Consider the following 17,467-nt stretch of genomic DNA (forward strand, 5'->3'; position numbering starts at 1 on the left):
CGCCGTGGACGCGGGCGTTCCGCTCTCGGTCGTGGTGCTCACCATGGGCAACCGGCCGAAGGAGCTCGCGCGCGCCGTGCGCAGCGCCCTCGACCAGGAGCACGTCGACATCGAGGTCGTCCTGGTGGGCAACGGCGTCCCGGGGGACTGGACGCCCGGCGAGGACGAGGTCTTCGACGACAAGCGGGTGGTGATCGTCCGGCTGCCGCGCAACGTGGGCATCCCGGCGGGGCGCAACAGGGGCGTCGCCGAGGCCGGCGGCGAGGTGATCCTCTTCCTGGACGACGACGGCTGGTACCGCTCCAACCGGCTCGGCGCCTACCTGCGGGACCGGTTCACGGCCGACCCGGCGCTGGGCGTCGTCTCGTTCCGGGTCCGCGACCCCGAGGGCGGGCGCGGCGAGCGGCGGCACGTCCCCCGGCTGCGAGCCGGTGACCCGGAGCGCTCCTCCGAGGTCACCACCTTCCTCGGCGGCGCCTGCGCGATCCGGCGGGCCGCCTTCGAGGCCGGTGGCGGGCTGCCGGAGGACTTCTTCTACGCCCACGAGGAGACCGACCTGGCCTGGCAGATCCTCGACGCCGGGTACCGGATCGTGTACGACGCGTCCGCCGTGATGTTCCACCCGGCGGTGCTGCCGACCCGCCACGACATGTTCTACCGCTACAACGCGCGCAACCGCGTGTGGCTGGCGCGCCGGAACCTCCCGTGGCCGATCGGGCTCACCTACCTGGCCGTGTGGGTGGCCATGACCGTGCTGAGGGAGCGCAGGCCCGCCGCTCTGCGCCCCTGGTTCAAGGGCTTCGCCGAGGGCTGGCGCAAGCCCGCGGGCCGGCGCCGTCCCATCTCCTGGCGCACCGCCTGGCGGATGACCCGCACCGGCCGCCCTCCCATCATCTAGGTCATCCGGGCAGGTACGTCCAGGCGGTCAGCCGGCTCTCCTTCACCGTGACCTGGGCGCGGATGTAGGCGGCCGGGTCGACCGGTGCGGGCGCGTGCCGGACGACGCTGTCGTAGACCTGGTCGGACACCACGAACCCCAGCGGCGCGGACGAGCCGTTGAGCCTGGTCTTGAGCGCGGGCGCCTCCAGCAGGCGCGCGGCCCGGATGATCGCGTACCCGTTGACGCCGTGCCGGTCGGCGGTGACGGGACCGACGTCCAGGGCGGCGCGCAGCCGGATCCGCACCGGCTCGCGCGCTCCCCGGTTGTGCCGTGCCAGCGCGGCCGACAGCCGTCCGATCAGCGGGTGGACGATCAGACCGGCCGGGATCCCGGCGGGCACGACGATCAGGGCCCCGTCGCCGCGGTCCTCGTGGTGGCAGGCGCCCCAGGGGACGCCCGACCGCTCGAACGCCTCCTCCAGCAGGACGTACAGGACCCGCCTGATCTCCCGCCGGTCCTGGTCGTTGCGGTGCGGGGCCGAGAACCCGGCGACGTCGACGAAGAGGACGGCGCAGTGCTGCCCCGCGAGCGGCGGCACCGGGGCGCCGGGCGGCCTGGTCGAGCGGGTCAGCCGGTCGTAGATCTGGCGTTCCAGCACGGCCACGACGCGGGGGTGGTCGTTGAGGAAGGCGTTGAACACGGCGGCGGACGAGGTCATCACCCGCATCGGGGTCAGCGCGGTCACGGTGGCGGAGCGCTCCCGCACGAGCAGCATGGCCCGTTCGCCGACGATGTCGCCGGGCCCCCGCCGGGCGATCTCCCGGTCGTCGCCCGCGACGCCGGTGGACACCCTCGCCTGCCCGGAGCGGATGATGATGACCCGGTCGGCCTGCTGGTCCTTGCGCCACAGGACGGTGCCCTGGGCGTAGTCCTCGCGTCCCATCAGCTCGTCGAGGGCGCCGCGCTCGGCGGGGGTCAGCTCGCTCCAGAACGTGTGGGGCGGAACGAGGTCGAGCGCCGGGCCGCGCCGCCGTCCGTCCTGTAGGGGAGTGTTCGGCGTCTTCTTGGCGGGCGCGGCGGGTGCGGGCATGGCAGGCGGTCGCTCAGCACTGGCTTGTACGGCACGGGGTTGCTCGATGCTCGGGGCCGCTGCATGTGGGGGCATGCGAGGTGGCATGGTGCGCAGCAGGGTCGCCAGGGTCGTCGTGAACGCCGTCGTGCCGAACTCCATGAGCTCGCGGACGTCCGAGGGTGACCGCGCCGTCTGGATGCCGCACCTGGCCAGCCCCAGCAGCATGATCGTGCAGCCCACGATGGGGATGGCGGCCAGGAGGACCAGGCTGAGGACGACCAGCACGGCCAGTCCCGGGGCGGCCGCCACGGCGACGGCGGCGCCCCCGGCGCAGGCCACGACGGTGCCCGGTGCGCCGCCGCGACGGCGGTTCCGTTCGCGGCCGAAGCGAGGTTCCCGTCCCATGCTCCGTACGGTATGACATCGCGCATACGATGTACATATGATTGATGTACGGATTAGGAAGATATGAGGATGACATGTGTACGACATGCCACATTCGGGTATGCCGTCACCGGGTTGACGTTGACCCCTAGGCGTCATTGGTGCACACTGTGTGCATACGATGGGCGGCCAGTGGGCATACGACAAGGACCGGCGGCGTCGCCGCGCCCCGATGAAGGAGACCCGTGATGAGCAAGGGCGAATCACCCCTGGTCGACAGCCCGCAGGAGGGGCGCCATGGTGACCCCCCGGCCGCCAAGGAGCGCATCACGGTCAATCTCACCGCCAGGGGCGCGAGCGCCCTGGCCGACCTGGTGAAGCGAACGGGCGACTCCAAGACCGACGTGATCAACCGTGCGCTGGCCCTCTACGGCTTCTTCGAGTCGGTCATGGACGAGGGAGGCGCGGTGTTCGTGCGCAGGGCCGAGTCCGATGAGCCGGAGCGGGTGCACTTTCTCTGAGCGGCGCGGCCGCGTCCTCCCCTCCGTGCGGACCGCTGCCGTTCTCTGACGGGGGATCGGTCTCGAAGGGGACCCGGCGGCTCAGGCGGGCGTTCCGGACGTCCTTCTGGAACAGCGCGCCCGCGGGATAGCCGGGGATGCCCGCCGACTGCCGCACCAGCCGGAACCCCTGCTTCCGGTAGTAGCGGTGCAGGGCGTGGTTGTCCGCCCAGACGTCGATCCTGATCCACCGCGCGAGATGCCTCCTGCGCGCCCGGACCCCGGCCCAGTCCAGGAGGTGCGCTCCGATGCCGAGGCCGGCGTGCTTGCGGTGGACGACGAGCCGGTGCAGGTACAGGGCGGGTTCCTCGCGCTCCTGTGCGGTCCACAGCAGGTCGTCGGGCTCGGGGGTGAGGGTGATGGTGGCCATGGGCGTCGATCCGTCCCATAAGAGCCAGGTCTCACCCGCGCTCAGCGAGTCGTGAACGCGGCGGTCGCGTTCCTCGCGGTCGGGCCACGGGTGCTGCCACTGGGTGGTGCCCTTCGTGCGCAGCCAGGCGGCGGCGTTCTCGATGAGGCCGAGCACGGAGGGCAGGTCGTCGGGTGAGGCCAGGCGAAGCCGAAAGCTCGCTCCCACGTTCGATCCTGTTCGCGGCGGCAAACCAGACGGTCGCGGATGGCCGCGGTGAGCGATCCATCCCTGCGTGGTGGTTAAGGGCAGATAATCACCGTAACGCACCGGACGCCGGGTTCATGGAAGCGAAATGTTCTCGCGCGGGACCTTCTCCGCGCGGGGCCGTGCTCGCGCAGGCCGGCCGCCGTGCCTCCCAGCGGGGTTCGGCACGGCGGCGTCGTAGGCCGGTCCGGCCGATCAGTTGGAGTAGGCCGCGCGCACCATGGCGTCGAACGCCTCGGGCGCGTCCCGGTGGTCCCTGAGCTTGCGGTACGGCCGGGTGAACGCGCCCGCGCCGACGCCGAGGGCGACCGTCTCCGGCGCCGGCAGAACCTCCTCGCCCAGGTAGCCCTCCCCGTCCAGCCGGGTGCGCTCACCCTGGCGGCCGCTCACGAACCGGCCGGACCGCCAGCCGGTCTCCTCGTCCCAGACCAGGGCGAGGTGCTCGCCCTGGACCCGGCACACGATGGTGGCGTCGCGCGGGTCGGACGGGTCGAGCCAGCTTCGCTCCAGCTCCACTCCCTGCGCCCGCAGGGCCTGGACGGTGGCGCTGACGTATGGCCGGAGCAGGTCGAGGGCTGGGTCCTCGTGCCGAGCGGGCATGCTCTTGTCTGACATCGGGTCTCCATCTAGTGAGAACGGGCGACTCGCGAGGGGCCGCCCAGTTTGTGGAAAACGTAGGTACGACGGACCGCGGCGAGGACGCCGAGGAGATCGTGACGCGGCCGGGCGAACCGGCCGAAGCGAAACCCGGCGGGACCGGAACGGCACACCCCCGGGAACGGGAGTTTCTCCCGAGAAAGGGTCGGCCGAAACTAGAGATCATGAACGCCGTTGTCCAAGAATCCTCCAGTTCATATGGCCTGCCTCGACTACCGCGACTCGTCGACCGGTAGGCGCGCCTCGATGATGAACTCGTTGCGGTCCGTGGGATAGACGGTCAGCGTGTATCGGCAGGGACGGTCGGTGGTGTCGTACGCCGTCCGCCGGTGCACGAAGACCCAGACGCTGCCTTCGGCCGGTAGGTCGAAGAAGGACCGTTCTTCGTCCTCGGGCGGTCGCACCGAGAGGAAGTCCTTGTAGCGCGCCTGCTGGATGCCCAGGGCGTCTTTCAGGTAGGCCATCGTCCCCTGCTCGATGTCCACGGCGTTCATCAGCTCGACGGCGCCGCGCCGGACGAAGGAGAACGGATAGTAGGACGTCTGCATCGACCAGGGGACGGGGTTGCCGGCCTCGTTGGTGATGTAGCGACGCTGGTGACGGCCGATGAGCTGTTCGCCCTCCGGGACGTCCAGCGCCTTGCTCATGAGCGCGTCGGCCGGCTTGATCAGGACGTCGGGCGTGGACGTGCTGGCCCTGCGGTGCTGCTTGCCGGCCTCGACGACCCAGGCTTGGCCCTCGCCGCCGCTGAAGCCGGTGTCCTCCTCGGGAGTGAGGGTGATCCGGAACTTCTCCGGCGGCTTGACGACGAAGTTGCCGCGCCCCTGGCGGGACTCCAGCAGGCGCAGGACCCTGAGCCGGCTGATCGCCTCGCGCACGGTGTTGCGCGCGGCGTCGTACTCCTCCATCAGGGCCTTCTCGGTCTTGATCTGCTGACCCGGAATGAGCAGGCCCTCCTCGATCTGCCGTTGCAGGTCGTTGGCGATCTCCTCATAGCGCGCCGGCATGCTGCCTCCTTGATCCCCAGTGGCCTGTAAGGCGATCAGGACACCCCACCCGATCGAGGCGACTGATGGAGATGTTCATGATCTCGGGTTTAAGAGAGTTTTGTCCGGGTTATCTCCTAAGTGGTTGGGATGACTGGGATGGCTTGACCCCTCTAGATGAGCCTACCCGGTCAGGACAGCCGAAACACTGGTACGAGGCAGAACAGTAGTACGAGATAGGCGAGTCAGGCCATCAGACTCGGTCAACGCGTCCATTTCGATACAAAGTCCCGAACGGGACGGAGAAAGAGGAGGTCAGAGCGTTGATCAGCAGGACGAGCCGCGGTGCCGAGGAGCCCGCCCGGGTATCGGAGGGGGCCTCGTGCCCGCCGGCCGCCGGGCGCCCCGCGCACCGGCCGATCCGGTAATGATGACCGCCCCGCCGGACGGGGCCGTGCCGTGGCGCGCCGGGGGCCGCCGCGGACCCGGAACCGGGCGGGGCGCCGAGCCAAGGGAGCGTCTCGTGAAATCCCGGGTGATCACTCACCACGACGATCTGAGCTGGCAGGAACCGACCGAACGCGCCGATCCGGTCATCCTCACGGAGCCCGCGGGGGCGGAGCTGTGGGGTGGAACGGCGCACGCCGAGGCGGGCCGTCCGGAGCCGGCCGTGCCCGGCCGCCCCGACGCCGGCGGGGACACGGAGGGCGGGGACGGCTGAACCGGGGGACCGGGACGGGCGGGAGCGCGCGATCTCGCCGTCCCGGGCGGGGCGTCAGCCGCCGGTGAGGGTGTCGTGCCAGCGGGGGTCGGCGGTGAGGACCGCGAGGTGCTGGGTGGCGCGGGAGACGGCCACGTAGAGGACGCGAAGGCCGCGGGGGGACTGGGCGGCGACCGTCTCGGGGGCCACGATCACGGCGGCGTCGAACTCCAGGCCCTTGGCCTCCAGGACGTCCAGCACCTGGACGCGGTCGGGGAAGCCGGCGGCGAGGCGGTCCCGGGCGGCGGGATCGCCGGCGGGGACGATCAGTCCGATCGTCCCCTCCACTCTTCGCAGCAGGTCCTCGACGGTCTCGCGGGCGGCCCTCTCGTGCTCGGGCTCGGGGACGACGCGGATCACCGGATCGATGCCCGAGGCGCGGACGGCGCGGGCGGGATGGGCGCCGGGCAGGGCCAGCGCGAGGACGCGCGCCGCGACGGCGGCGATCTCAGTGGAGTTGCGGTAGTTGGTGGTGAGCTCGTACTCGTAACGGGTGCGGCGCGGGGACGGCTTGCGGCGGCGCCCCCTGCGGCCGGACGAGGGCTCGGTGGCGCCCAGCGCCGCGTCCATCGCGGTACGGGCGGCGTCGAGGTCCTCCCAGGCGCTCTGGGCGGGGTCCTCGACGATCGTCCAGCCGGCCTGGCGGCCACGGCGGCCCAGCATGCGCCACTGCATGGGGGACAGGTCCTGGGCCTCGTCGACCACGATGTGGGCGTACTCGGGCCGCTCCTCGACCACGCCGTCGTCGACCCGGCGCGAGCGCTCCAGCCGTTCGATGGAGGTGGTCAGCTCCTGCATCTCCGGCTCCCAGGTCTCGTCCGCGACCTCCTCGCCGGTGAGGATGTTGACGCCGTCCACCACGAACGGGTCGTCCTCCCGCGGCTTGGGGCGGCGGCGGGACGGGCGAGGCGGCGCGCCGAGCAGGGCGTCGATCTCGTCCAGCAGCGCGACGTCCTGGTAGCTGAGGACCGGCTCCGCCTCCGGGCGCAGGGCCTGGGACCAGGCGGACGACAGCAGCCGCACGGCGTCCCGGTCCAGGTCGCGGCCCGCGGCGCGGCGCAGCCGCTCGGCGTCGCCGAGGGAGCGCAGCACGTCGATCGGGCGCCGCAGCGGCCACCACGCCACCAGGAAGTCGGTGAACGCGCGCTGCTCGCGGACCCGGGCGAGGAACTCGGCCCGCATGGCGTCGCCGCCGCCGTTGGAGCCGCCGCCCGCCGCGGGCCGGGTCTCCGGGCCGTCCAGGGGCTCCAGGCCGTCGGCGGCGAGCAGGGCGTTCCACACGCTCAGGTCGCCCTCGGCCGCGGTCGCCGCCGCCTCCGGCCCGCCCAGGTCGCGGAACGCGGCCCAGAGGGCGTCCAGGAGGGCCTCGGCGGCGCGCCCGCGGGCGGCGTTCACGCTGCCCCGGCTCCGGCGGTGCACGTCGTTGCGGATCTTGTCGAGGCGGGCGCGGTCAAGCCGCACCACCACGCCCTTGTAGACCACGCGCAGGTCGTCCGGCGCGCCCGGGACCTGGTCGGTGACCGCCCGCCGCAGCACCCGCGCCATCGTCTCCGAGCCCTTCAGCCGGGCCAGCTCGGGCGTGTCGTGGACGGTGCCGGTGACGCCCTCCACCAGGTCGCCCAGCGAGCGGAGCGTCGCCGAGCCCTCGCCGAGCGACGGCAGGACGCGCTCGATGTACGCGGTGAAGCGGCGGTTCGGGCCCACGACCAGGACGCCGCGCGAGCCGAACCGGCGGCGGTGCCGGAACAGCAGGTAGGCCACCCGGTGCAGGGCGACCGCGGTCTTGCCGGTGCCGGGCGCGCCGCGCACCAGGACCGTGCCGTCGGCGGGGGCGCGGATGACCTCGTCCTGCTCCCGCTGGATCGTCGCCACGATGTCGCGCATCGCGCCCTCGCGGGCGCGGGCGAGCGAGGCCAGGAACGCGCCGTCGCCGACCACGGTGAGCCGGTCGGCGGCGGCCGGGTCGAGCAGGTCGTCCTCCAGGTCGACCACGGTGTGCCCGCGCGAGTGCAGCACCCGGCGGCGGACGACGCCCCGGGGGTCCTCGGGGGTGGCGCGGTAGAAGTCCTCGGCGGCGGGGGCCCGCCAGTCGATCACCAGCGAGTCGTGGTCGGGGGTGCGGACGCCGATCCGGCCGATGTACCGGATCTCGCCGCCCGCGGGACCGGGCGGGAGCGCGCTCGTGGCGCCATCGCCGTTCGCCTCGGCGTTCACCTCGCTGCTCGCCTCGGCGCCGGTCTCGCTCGCGGGGCGTGGTGCCAGGTCGAGACGGCCGAACACCAAGCCGTCGTCGGCGACGTCCAGCGCCTTGGCGCGCAGCGCGGCCTGGTGCACCATCGCGTCGCGGTCCACCAGGGAGCCCTTCGTTCCGGCCTGCGACTGCCGGTAGCCCTCGCGGATCATGGCCTGGGCCTCGGCGCGCATCTCCTCCAGCCGCGCGTACGCCCGGTCGACGTAGCGCTGCTCGGCGGCGATCTCGCGATCCTTGACCGTGACCGGCCGACCCTTCACCTGGGACGACATGCAGGCGGCTCCCTAGCGTCACGACTTCCCGCGTGGGGGCGACGCCCGTCCCCCCGCTCCGTCCCGCGCCGCGGGTGCGCAGGGCGAAGAGACAGCTTATTCGGTCGGCGCCGGGTTCCCTGAAATCGTCCATCCCACCCATCCCGGGCGGGCCAGGCTCGGTCAGCGTTCGTTCAAGGCGGGCACCGCGAACATCGCCGCGGCCAGGGCGGCGTCCCGGACGGGGACCGGCATGTCATCCGGCGGCGCCGCGCCGCGTCGCCTTCGCGTCCGCGGCTCAGCGCAGGTGGGCGAACCGCTCCCGCCAGGCCGCGTACCAGGACGCGAACCAGGGGTGATCTTTCGCGAGCGGCAGGATGTAGGTGACGGTCTCGGCGAAATAGCGGCGCTGGAAATCGGGCGCGACCTGGTCGAGACGCTGCACGTTGCTCGCCCGGTCGGCCAGCTTCACGATGATGGCGTCGCGCGGGGCGTCCCGCAGCCGCCGCAGGTAGGCGGCCTTGGCCGCGCGCTTCGCCTGCCGTCCGGCGTTGCCCGCCGGGGGCTTGGTGACCCAGTCGACGAGTTCGGCGACCCTCGGCCCGAACCGCTCCTCCACGTCCCGGACGGTGGCGTCGGTGTCCTCGACCACGTCGTGCAGCAGCACGGCCGACAGGATCTCCGGGTCGGTCTCGCCCGCGCCCCGGACCAGCACCTCCAGCGCCTCCAGCAGGTGCTCGACGTACGGGACGCCGGTGGGGCGGCGCTGGTCCCCGTGCCATCGCTCGGCCGCGACCGCCGCCTTCTCCACCTCCTCCATTGTGGCGGCGTCGAGGTCCCCGCAGGCCTCAAGGTCGGCGCGTGCCTGTGGCCAGGTCCGCCAGCTGATGAAGATGTCGTCCACGGGATGCTCCGTCTCGGCCTGCCGACTCGCCCTATCGTGATCTCTCGCCGTCTCTCGCCGACCGTGTCGCGGGGGCACCCGCGTCAGGGCATGGTGGAGAGGTGTTGGCAGCAACGTACGTCACGCGGCTGTAGGCGGAGCGGAAACGGCAGGGAGGCGGCGCGGTCGTGGTCGGCGGTCGGCAGCGGTCCACGCAGGGCGCGAAGGCGGCCGGCAGAGGTCGCGTGGTGGTGGGGCTGCTCTGCGCTGCGCTGGCCGTGGTCGTCGGGGTCACGGTGGTGAGCCGGTACGTCCTGCAAGCCGAATGGTGGCAGGTGCGGCACCATGTCACCTCCGCGCCCGCCGTCCCGCAGTCCGCGATCGGGCCGCCGCCCGGCCCGCTGTCGGTGAGCTGGCAGAGGTCCGCGCCCGCCCGCGCCGGGGCGCTCTCCGGCTCCGGGGTGGCCTACCAGGTCGCGCAGGGCCAGGTGGTCACCGCCTCCGGACGCGGCCTTGAGGTGGCGGACGCGCGCACCGGCACCGACCGCTGGAGCTACCACCGCTCGGGCTGGACGATGGCCGGCTGGTCGGCCACCGGGTCCCGGCTGGTCGGCTATTTCGAGCGCACCGGGAACAGGGACGAGCGGCAGATGGTGGCGTTCGACGCGCTCTCCGGCGGGCTGATGTGGCGCCGGGACGACACCGAGCGCCCGGCGGCGGCCAGCCGCGCCACGCTGCGCTGGCCGGGCGGCTCCGGCGTCGTCACCACCACCGACGAGCGCCGCCGCACCCTGTACGGGCGGTCGGCCGACGACGGCTCCACCCGGTGGACGCTGAAGCTGCCCACGGGCTGCCGGCTGTTCGAGGACGCCTCGCACCCGGCCGACGGCGACGAGTCCCTGTCGGTGCTCGCGCTCGACTGCCCCGACCGCAGCCGCCTGCTGGCGGTCGAGCCCGGTTCGGGCCGGGTGCGCTGGGTCCGGTCGCTCGGCTCAGGCGAGTCGCCCGAGGTGCGCGTGCTGGAGGGCGTCACGGTCGCCGCCGACGGCACGGCCCTGCGCGCGTACGACAAGGACGGCACCCAGGTCGTGGTGTGGAACGGGGACGAGGTCTGCGGCGACGCCATGTGCCCCGCGGTCATCCACAAGGGCCACCTGGTCGTCGCCTACCGGCCCGACGACGCGCCCACAGGCACCGGCCGGATGGAGTCGGTCGAGGTGGCCTCCGGCCGCTCGGAATGGGCACGGGACGTCCCCTGGTACGCGGCCCTCACCGAGGCGGGCGGGCGGCTCTACGCGCTGCGTCCCAGGCTGGACTCCCGGTTGATGCCCGCGGGGATCGACGTGATCGAGCCCGCCGATGGCCGTACGGGGACCGTTCCCGCCCCGTTCGCGCTGGACCCCGCGCTGACCGGGGTGCGCCCATGGTTGGCGGCGTCGGGCGGGCTGCTGTACGTGGCCGTCCCCGAGGCGGCGCCCCGTCCGACGGGGTCGGCCCACCTGTTCGCGCTGCGGGGCGGGCGCGCCGGCCCCGGGCCCGCCGAGCTGGGCGGCGTCGCGGAGAAGGACTGGCCGGACGCCTGCGGCCTGATCCGGGGGCCCGACCTGGCCGCCGCCCACCTGGAGGGCGCCCGCGCCACCGGCGCCGGCCGGGCCGAGGTGGGAGGGATCGGGCTGCCCCATCCGGTGACCTGCACGTACGAGCAGCAGTGGCCTGATCCGGAAGGCCCGGCCGAGCCGACGCCGTCACCGACCGGCTCCGCTCGGCCGCGGTCGTCCGCGCCGGCCACCGCAAGCCCGTCCCGGTCCCCGTCACCGTCACCCTCAAGGCTCGTGCCCGCGTCCCCCTCGCCCTCGCAGCAGCGGTGGGGCAGGCGCGGGCTCACGGTGACGGTGAAGTGGGTGGCGCCGACCGCCCCGACCGCGTCCGCCCTGCTCCAGACGTTCCAGGCGACCCAGTCGCAGGCGCGCCGCCGCACCGACATCGGCGCCGACGAGGCGTACGAGATCGGCCCCACGGCGGGCACGATCGCGCTCCGCGTCGACCGCTACATCGTGATGGTGGACGCGTCCCAGCCGCCCGGCGCGGCGACCCGCCTGGCCCGCGTGGTCGCGACCCGGCTGCCGTCCCTTCCCTGACCGGGGCTCAGATCCTGCCGTCGGCCACGGCGCGGTCCGCGCCCGGCTCCCCGTCCAGGACGGTGGCCTGGGACGCCCAGGTCTCCAGGTGCTCCACGAACCGGGGCGCCTGCGCCGGCCAGTGGAAGCCGGCACGGGCCGTCTCGTACCCGCGCCGGGCCAGGTCCTCACGCAGGCTCGGGTCGGCGCGCAGCTTGCGGACGGCGTCGGCGGCGGCGACCGGGTCGTTGAACGGGACCACCAGCCCCGACCCGGACGGCTCCACGATCCGCACGGCCGGCGGGTTCGGCGTGGTGATCACCGGGATGCCGCGGGCCATGTACTCGACCACCTTGGTCGGCATGGAGTGCCGGTAGTTCGGCTCGTCGTGCAGCAGCGCGAGGCCCGCCATCGCCCCCTCGACGATCCGCAGGGCCCGGTCGTTGGGGACGAAGCCGTACCAGCGCAGCACGGACTCCCGCTGCGCCTCGCGCAGCCGCGGGCGGATGTCGGGGTCGGCGGACCCGATCAGCTCGACCGTGATCCCCTCCGGGGACAGCAGCCGGGCCAGCTCGATCATGTCGAGGGCGCCGCGCGCGGCCGACAGATGCCCCACGTACACCGCGCGGCGGTCGTCGGGCGGGCCGGGCGGCTCGTCGGAGACGAAGGTGGTGTTCGGCACCACGGGATGCCGCTCGCGGAACCGCTCCCGGTAGCCCTCCTCGGCGAGGAGTAACCGGTAGCGGCGCTCGCTGCGCAGCTCCATCCTCCGGACCACGCGGCGCAGGACGGGACGCAGCGGCGTCGGCACCCAGCCCTTGGCGGTGAGCGCCGCCGCGGTGTCCTCATGGACGTCCCAGACGACCGTGCGCCGCCGCACCTCACGCGGCAGCGCGACCAGCAGCTCCGGGTCGTGGAGCAGCACCACGTCGGCGTAGGCGGCGTGGTCCTCCAGCGCGCGGTGCGCGGCGCGCAGCGCCTTCAGCCGCCTGCGGCCGTTGGCGCGCGGCACGTCCACCGGGCTGATCTCCCGCCAGGGCGTCACGTTGCATGCCCGGAACGGGGCGATATACGTGACCTCATGGCCCGCGTCGAGCAAGGAGCGGATCTGCCGATGCAGAATCCGAGCATCTTCGGGATGATGCACAATCGTGCAGACGCAGACCCGCATTCCACTCACTCCGGATGGGTGCCGATATTCCCACTCTGGATTCTGGGTGCGGCACGGAAATCGTGGATGAATTCCGATGGTCCGGCCGGTGCACGCCGCCGGTCGGGAAGCGGCCCCCGCGGAGCGTTCCGCTTCGGTGAGGTCACAGCAGCTCGACGGTCTCGCCGCGGGCGTCCCTCACCCGGCCCCTGGTGTCGAACAGCAGCCTGGCGTGCCGGGACAGCGTCGCGGTGTCGTACTCCGAGTGCCCGGCCAGCACGATCGCCAGGTCGGCGGACTCCAGCGCGGCCACCAGGTCATCGCCGGCCGAGGGCATCTCCGCGCCGTCCACCCGCCAGCCCTTCACGTACGGGTCGTGGTAGCGGACGTCCGCGCCGAGGGCCACCAGCCGCCGGGCGATCGGGCGGGCGGGGGACTCGCGCTGGTCGGCGATGTCGGCCTTGTAGGTCACCCCGAGCAGCAGCACCCGGGCCCCGTTCAGCGCGCGGCCCTGCGCGTTGAGCAGCTGCTGCGCGCGTTCCACCACGTACCGGGGCATCCGGTCGTTGATCTCCTGGGCCAGCTCCACGAACCGGAACGGGTACCCCAGCGACCGCACCTTGTAGGACAGGTAGTTCGGGTCGATGGGGATGCAGTGCCCGCCCACGCCGGGTCCGGGCCGGAACGGCTGGAAGCCGAACGGCTTGGTGGCCGCGCAGTCGATCGCGTCCCACAGGTCGATGCCCAGCTCATGGCAGAAGATCGCCATCTCGTTGACCAGGGCGATGTTGACGTGCCGGTAGGTGTTCTCCAGCAGCTTGGCCATCTCCGCCTCGCGGGTGCCCCTGGCCTGCACCACCTCGGCGACGAACTTGCCGTACAGCGCCGCGGCCGCCTGCGCGCACGCCGGCGTCAGCCCGCCCACGATCTTGGGCGTGTTGGCCACCCCGAACACCGGGTTGCCCGGGTCGATCCGCTCGGGCGAGAAGGCCAGATGGAAGTCCACGCCCGCCACCAGGCCGGACTCCTCCAGCAGCGGCCGCAGCACCTCGTCGGTCGTGCCCGGGTAGGTGGTCGACTCCAGCACCACCAGCATCCCCTGCGACAGGTGCGGCGCGATCGTGGCGGCGGCGCCGCGGACGGCGGTCAGGTCCGGCCCGCCCTCGTCCGACAGCGGTGTGGGCACGCAGATCACCACGTTCCGCGCCCCGTCCAGGACCGCCTCGTCGGTGGTCGGCGTGAACCCGGCCGCCAGCATGGCCCCGACCTGGGCGTCGGACACGTCGTCGATGTGCGAGCGCCCGGACCGCAGCCCCTCCACGACCCGCTGGTCGCGGTCCAGCCCCGCCACCTTCAACCCCGCCTGGCAGGCTTCCCGTACCAGCGGCAACCCGACATAGCCGAGCCCGATGACCACCAGATCCACCCGGCGGCTCCCTTCACGAGACTGGGTTCCAGACCGCCGCGTAGGCGTCCCGATACCGGGACGCGACGGCGCGCCAGGTACGTTCCGCCCGCACCCATTCCCGGGCGGACCGCCCCATTTTCCGGCGTTGTTCGTGAGCGTAAATGAGTCCGGCCAGCGAATTCGCCCAAGCCGTTACATCTTCCGGTATTGTTAACGTACCGGTCACACCGGGTTCGATGATTTCGCGCAAAGCCTTGACATCGCTCGCTATTACCGGGATCCCGCCCGCCATGGCCTCCAGCGGCTTCAGGGGCATCACCAATTGGCAGACCCGGTCGGCGCGCCGGGGGACGGCGAACACGTCCAGAAGCGCGTGGTATCGGCGGACCGACCGCATCGGCACCCTTCCGGTGAACAGGACCCGGGCGTCGGCTTCCGGCCCCTGCCTCGGCCCGTTCCCGTGCCCGTCGGTCGCGGCCCCGGCCCTGTGGTCCTCGACCCGCAGCCCGTGCCCGGCGGCCCGCCTCATCAGCGCGCCCAGCTCGGGACCGTCCCCCACCAGCAGCAGGGTGACCGGCGTGCCGCCGTCCCGCAGCAGCGCCGCCGCGTCGATCAGCGTGTCGATGCCCTCATAGCCGTAGAACGACGAGGTCAGGCCCACGACCGGGGTGTCCTCGCGCAGGCCGAGCCCGGCGCGGAGCCCGGCGGCGTCCGGCAGCGGTTCGAGGAAGGCGTCGTCCACCCCGTTCGGCACCGTGAAGATCTTGGCCGGGTCGATGCCGCGTCCCGAGATCTCCTCCCGCATCGCCTCGCCCAGCGTGACCACCGCGTCCGCCTCGGCCATCCGCCGCGTCTCCAGCTCGCGGGTCAGCCGGTAGAACGGGTCGTCCGCGCGATGCGAGGGATCGCGGGACAGCCAGGAGTCCTCCAGGAAGCCGCGCACCTCGTACACGACCGGCAGCCCGTACCGCCGTCCCAGCTCCAGCGCGACCGCCGCGTTCAGGTGGTTGCTCACCGCGTGCAGCACCCGCGGCCGTACCGTCTCCACCAGACGTCCTGCCAGGTCGGCGCCCTTGGCGATGTCGCGCAGCGGGTCCCTGGCGGGCAGCCAGGGCAGCAGCCGGTGGTACGGGACGCCGTCGACCTCCACCCGTGGCCGCGCGTCCCCGATCCCCTGGCTGAGCGGGTAGCCGAGGCGCGTCACGACGTGCGTGTCGAAGCCCATCTCCCGCTGCGCCAGCGCGATCCGGTGGGTGCGGACGGTGTAGCCCGCGTTCGTGGCCGGCAACGCGTTCGTCACGAACTGCAGGACCGCCCCCGCCGCCCCAGCGTCCCCGCCGGCCCCGCCGCTCCCGCAGGCCGCCGTTTGTTCACCTGCGCTTTCCCTGGGGTGGGTACGCTCCCCACGCTTCGTTCCGCCGGCGGCCCGTTCCGGAAGGCCGGCGGACGTCGTGCCATCGAGCAAAGCCTGTAGGTCGGAGGATTCGCGGCGCGGATCGCGGGGACGAGGGACCAGCAGACGCGAGCCGCGCAGTCTCGCGCCGGGACGGCCGGGGACGATCCCGGCCAGCAGGCGGACGGCGAGCCTGGGCGCCCGGCCGGGATCGTCACGGAGCTGCCGCCAGGTCAGTCCCAGCAGGTAGACGGTTCGTTTGAGCACGGCGGGCGAGCGTAGGCAACCCCGATGAACAGAAGGGAAATCGTGTTGGCGTCCATCGTGCACGTATTGGGGGCCCGGCCGAACTTCGTCAAGGCCGCTCCCGTGATCGAGGCGCTCGCGGCCCGAGGGGCACGGCAGGCGGTCGTCCACACGGGACAGCACTACGACGAGCGGATGTCGGACGTCTTCTTCCGCGAGCTCGGCCTGCCCGAGCCGGACGTCAACCTGGGCGTGGGATCGGGCAGCCATGCCGTGCAGACGGCCGCGCTCATGACCGGGCTTGAACAGGAGTTCATCGGCCGTTCACCCGGCCTGGTCATCGTGTACGGAGACGTGAACTCGACGATCGCCGCCGCGCTGGTCGCGGCCAAGCTGGGCATTCCGGTCGCGCATGTGGAGGCCGGGCTGCGCAGCTTCGACATGACCATGCCCGAGGAGGTCAACCGCAGGCTCACCGACCAACTGTCGGACCTGTGCCTGGTCACCAGCCCGGAGGCGATCGGGCACCTGGCGGACGAGGGCGTGGACGTGGCGCGGTGCCATCTGGTCGGCAACCCCATGATCGACACGCTGCTGAAGAACCTGGACACCTTCGACACCGGCGCGGTCCGCGCCGCGCACGGGCTGCCCGACCGGTACGTGCTGGCCACGCTGCACCGGCCGGCCAACGTCGACTCGCCCGACACCGCCGCCGTGCTGGTCAAGAACGTGCACGGGGTGGCGGACCTGGTGGACGTGGTGATCCCGGTGCATCCGCGCGGGCGGGCGAACCTGCTGGCCGCGGGGCTGGACGACCATGACGGCGTGCATGTCCTGGAGCCGCTGGGATATATCGACTTCCTGGCGGCGGTACGGGGGGCGGCGGCCGTGGTGACCGATTCGGGTGGCCTGCAGGAGGAGACGACGATCCTCGGGGTTCCGTGCCTGACGGTGCGGCCCAACACCGAGCGGCCGATCACCATCACCCACGGCACCAACCGGCTCGTCGGCTTCGACGAGCTCGTCCCGCGGACCAGGGCGGCGCTGGAGGAGGGCGCCCGCGGCACCTCGCGCACGCCGCCGCTGTGGGACGGCGCCGCCGGCCCCCGCTGCGCAGAAGTGATCATGGAGTTTCTCGGTGACTGATCGATCGTCCGCGGCGGGATCGGGCGCCGCGTCCACGGCGAAGGCGAACCGGCAGATCGCCCGCCTCAGGGCCCTGCTCAAGGAGCGGGAGGGCCGCGTCCAGGAGCTGGAGCGGCGGCTGATCGCCCTGGAGAAGTCCACGACCGTGCAGTTCGGCCGGCTGGTGGCCGGTGCCGCCCGCGCCCCGAAACGGCGCGGCGCCAGGCTGCCCCGCGAGCTGTACCGGCTGTGGAGGAAGCGCAACGTCCCGTCGGTCGAGCCGACCGTGCGGCGGAGCGGCAAGCTGGAGCTCGACGACGTGGAGCGCCCCGAGGACCGGCTGCTGGTGTCCCAGCCGTACGACGGCCTGATCATCGCGGGGGTGCTCGGCAGGGAGACCGCGGCCCTGCTCGGCGAGCACGCCAAGGTGATCTCGCTCTATCCCCATGACGCCATCACCGTGCTCGACACCGCCGACGCCGATCTGCTGATCGTGGACGCGGCGGCCGGCGAGCCCGGCGGGCCGTGGGCGTACCTGGGCGTCCCCGGCATGTACGACCGCGACCGGGTGCTGATGGAGGTGCGCCGGAAGGCCGCCGAGCGCGGGATGCCGCTCGTCCTGTGGGGCGAGGCGCCGCCACCGACCCTGGCCGTCCTGAAGTGGGACGCCCGCGTGACCGCCGCCTCCGAACTGGCCAAGCTGACCTTCGCCGCTTCCTGAAAGGACC

At 72.8% G+C, this 17,467-nt stretch carries 15 protein-coding genes; 6 read left to right on the top strand and 9 right to left on the bottom strand.

Going from position 1 to position 17,467, the window contains the following annotated elements; translation table 11 throughout:
* Positions 1-43: 43 nt before the first annotated feature.
* Complete coding sequence (locus tag ACGWYJ_RS28060; RefSeq protein WP_395109430.1) at positions 44-898, top strand: glycosyltransferase family 2 protein; 855 nt, start codon at positions 44-46, stop codon at positions 896-898.
* A 1-nt stretch (position 899) separates the two neighbouring features.
* Here ACGWYJ_RS28060 and ACGWYJ_RS28065 read toward each other — a convergent pair whose 3' ends face one another.
* Entirely contained in the window at positions 900-2,357 is a 1,458-nt protein-coding gene (locus ACGWYJ_RS28065) for a cyclic nucleotide-binding domain-containing protein (RefSeq protein WP_395109377.1), read from the bottom strand.
* Positions 2,358-2,584: 227 nt separating this feature from the next.
* Here ACGWYJ_RS28065 and ACGWYJ_RS28070 point away from each other — a divergent pair, with 227 nt between their 5' ends.
* A complete protein-coding gene (locus tag ACGWYJ_RS28070; RefSeq protein ID WP_395109378.1) occupies positions 2,585-2,857 on the top strand; it encodes a hypothetical protein in 273 nt (90 codons plus the stop codon).
* Here the strand turns inward: ACGWYJ_RS28070 and ACGWYJ_RS28075 are convergent.
* The 3 genes from ACGWYJ_RS28075 to ACGWYJ_RS28085 all read right to left on the bottom strand — a co-directional run bounded on the left by ACGWYJ_RS28075 (position 2,784) and on the right by ACGWYJ_RS28085 (position 5,176).
* Positions 2,784-3,473: a GNAT family N-acetyltransferase gene (locus ACGWYJ_RS28075; RefSeq protein ID WP_395109380.1), complete on the bottom strand. Its 690-nt coding sequence runs from the start codon at positions 3,471-3,473 to the stop codon at positions 2,784-2,786. The genes ACGWYJ_RS28070 and ACGWYJ_RS28075 overlap by 74 nt on opposite strands.
* A 234-nt stretch (positions 3,474-3,707) precedes the next feature.
* Positions 3,708-4,127, bottom strand: a complete 420-nt coding sequence (locus tag ACGWYJ_RS28080) for a DUF6292 family protein (protein WP_395109382.1) — start codon at positions 4,125-4,127, stop codon at positions 3,708-3,710.
* Between the two features lie 254 nt (positions 4,128-4,381).
* The gene (locus ACGWYJ_RS28085) at positions 4,382-5,176 is read right to left on the bottom strand and encodes a GntR family transcriptional regulator (RefSeq protein WP_395109383.1); all 795 of its coding nucleotides are present in this window, start codon (positions 5,174-5,176) and stop codon (positions 4,382-4,384) included.
* A gap of 502 nt (positions 5,177-5,678) precedes the next feature.
* Here ACGWYJ_RS28085 and ACGWYJ_RS28090 point away from each other — a divergent pair.
* Entirely contained in the window at positions 5,679-5,876 is a 198-nt protein-coding gene (locus ACGWYJ_RS28090) for a hypothetical protein (RefSeq protein WP_395109384.1), read from the top strand.
* Positions 5,877-5,930: 54 nt separating this feature from the next.
* Here the strand turns inward: ACGWYJ_RS28090 and ACGWYJ_RS28095 are convergent, their stop codons facing one another.
* Positions 5,931-8,438: a HelD family protein gene (locus ACGWYJ_RS28095; RefSeq protein WP_395109386.1), complete on the bottom strand. Its 2,508-nt coding sequence runs from the start codon at positions 8,436-8,438 to the stop codon at positions 5,931-5,933.
* 277 nt (positions 8,439-8,715) lie between these two features.
* Positions 8,716-9,321: an HD domain-containing protein gene (locus ACGWYJ_RS28100; RefSeq protein WP_395109388.1), complete on the bottom strand. Its 606-nt coding sequence runs from the start codon at positions 9,319-9,321 to the stop codon at positions 8,716-8,718.
* Positions 9,322-9,488: 167 nt separating this feature from the next.
* On the opposite strand from ACGWYJ_RS28100, the gene ACGWYJ_RS28105 reads away from it, so the two are divergent.
* Positions 9,489-11,438, top strand: a complete 1,950-nt coding sequence (locus tag ACGWYJ_RS28105) for a PQQ-binding-like beta-propeller repeat protein (RefSeq protein WP_395109390.1) — start codon at positions 9,489-9,491, stop codon at positions 11,436-11,438.
* A 7-nt stretch (positions 11,439-11,445) separates the two neighbouring features.
* On the opposite strand, the gene ACGWYJ_RS28110 is transcribed toward ACGWYJ_RS28105, so the two are convergent.
* The 3 genes from ACGWYJ_RS28110 to ACGWYJ_RS28120 all read right to left on the bottom strand — a co-directional run bounded on the left by ACGWYJ_RS28110 (position 11,446) and on the right by ACGWYJ_RS28120 (position 15,635).
* Entirely contained in the window at positions 11,446-12,588 is a 1,143-nt protein-coding gene (locus tag ACGWYJ_RS28110; protein ID WP_395109392.1) for a glycosyltransferase family 4 protein, read from the bottom strand.
* Between the two features lie 142 nt (positions 12,589-12,730).
* Entirely contained in the window at positions 12,731-13,993 is a 1,263-nt protein-coding gene (locus tag ACGWYJ_RS28115) for a nucleotide sugar dehydrogenase (RefSeq protein ID WP_395109394.1), read from the bottom strand.
* A gap of 13 nt (positions 13,994-14,006) precedes the next feature.
* Complete coding sequence (locus ACGWYJ_RS28120) at positions 14,007-15,635, bottom strand: glycosyltransferase family 4 protein (protein ID WP_395109396.1); 1,629 nt, start codon at positions 15,633-15,635, stop codon at positions 14,007-14,009.
* A gap of 24 nt (positions 15,636-15,659) precedes the next feature.
* Between ACGWYJ_RS28120 and wecB the strand changes: the two genes are divergently transcribed.
* Both wecB and ACGWYJ_RS28130 read left to right on the top strand, forming a co-directional pair.
* On the top strand, positions 15,660-16,760 hold the full coding sequence (wecB, locus tag ACGWYJ_RS28125) for a non-hydrolyzing UDP-N-acetylglucosamine 2-epimerase (protein WP_395109398.1): 1,101 nt from the start codon (positions 15,660-15,662) through the stop codon (positions 16,758-16,760).
* Positions 16,753-17,460: a hypothetical protein gene (locus ACGWYJ_RS28130; protein WP_395109400.1), complete on the top strand. Its 708-nt coding sequence runs from the start codon at positions 16,753-16,755 to the stop codon at positions 17,458-17,460. The genes wecB and ACGWYJ_RS28130 overlap by 8 nt, the downstream gene beginning before the upstream one ends.
* Positions 17,461-17,467 lie beyond the last annotated feature (7 nt).

The organism is Actinomadura sp. SCN-SB (assembly GCF_043906805.1).
Lineage (GTDB): Bacteria > Actinomycetota > Actinomycetes > Streptosporangiales > Streptosporangiaceae > Spirillospora.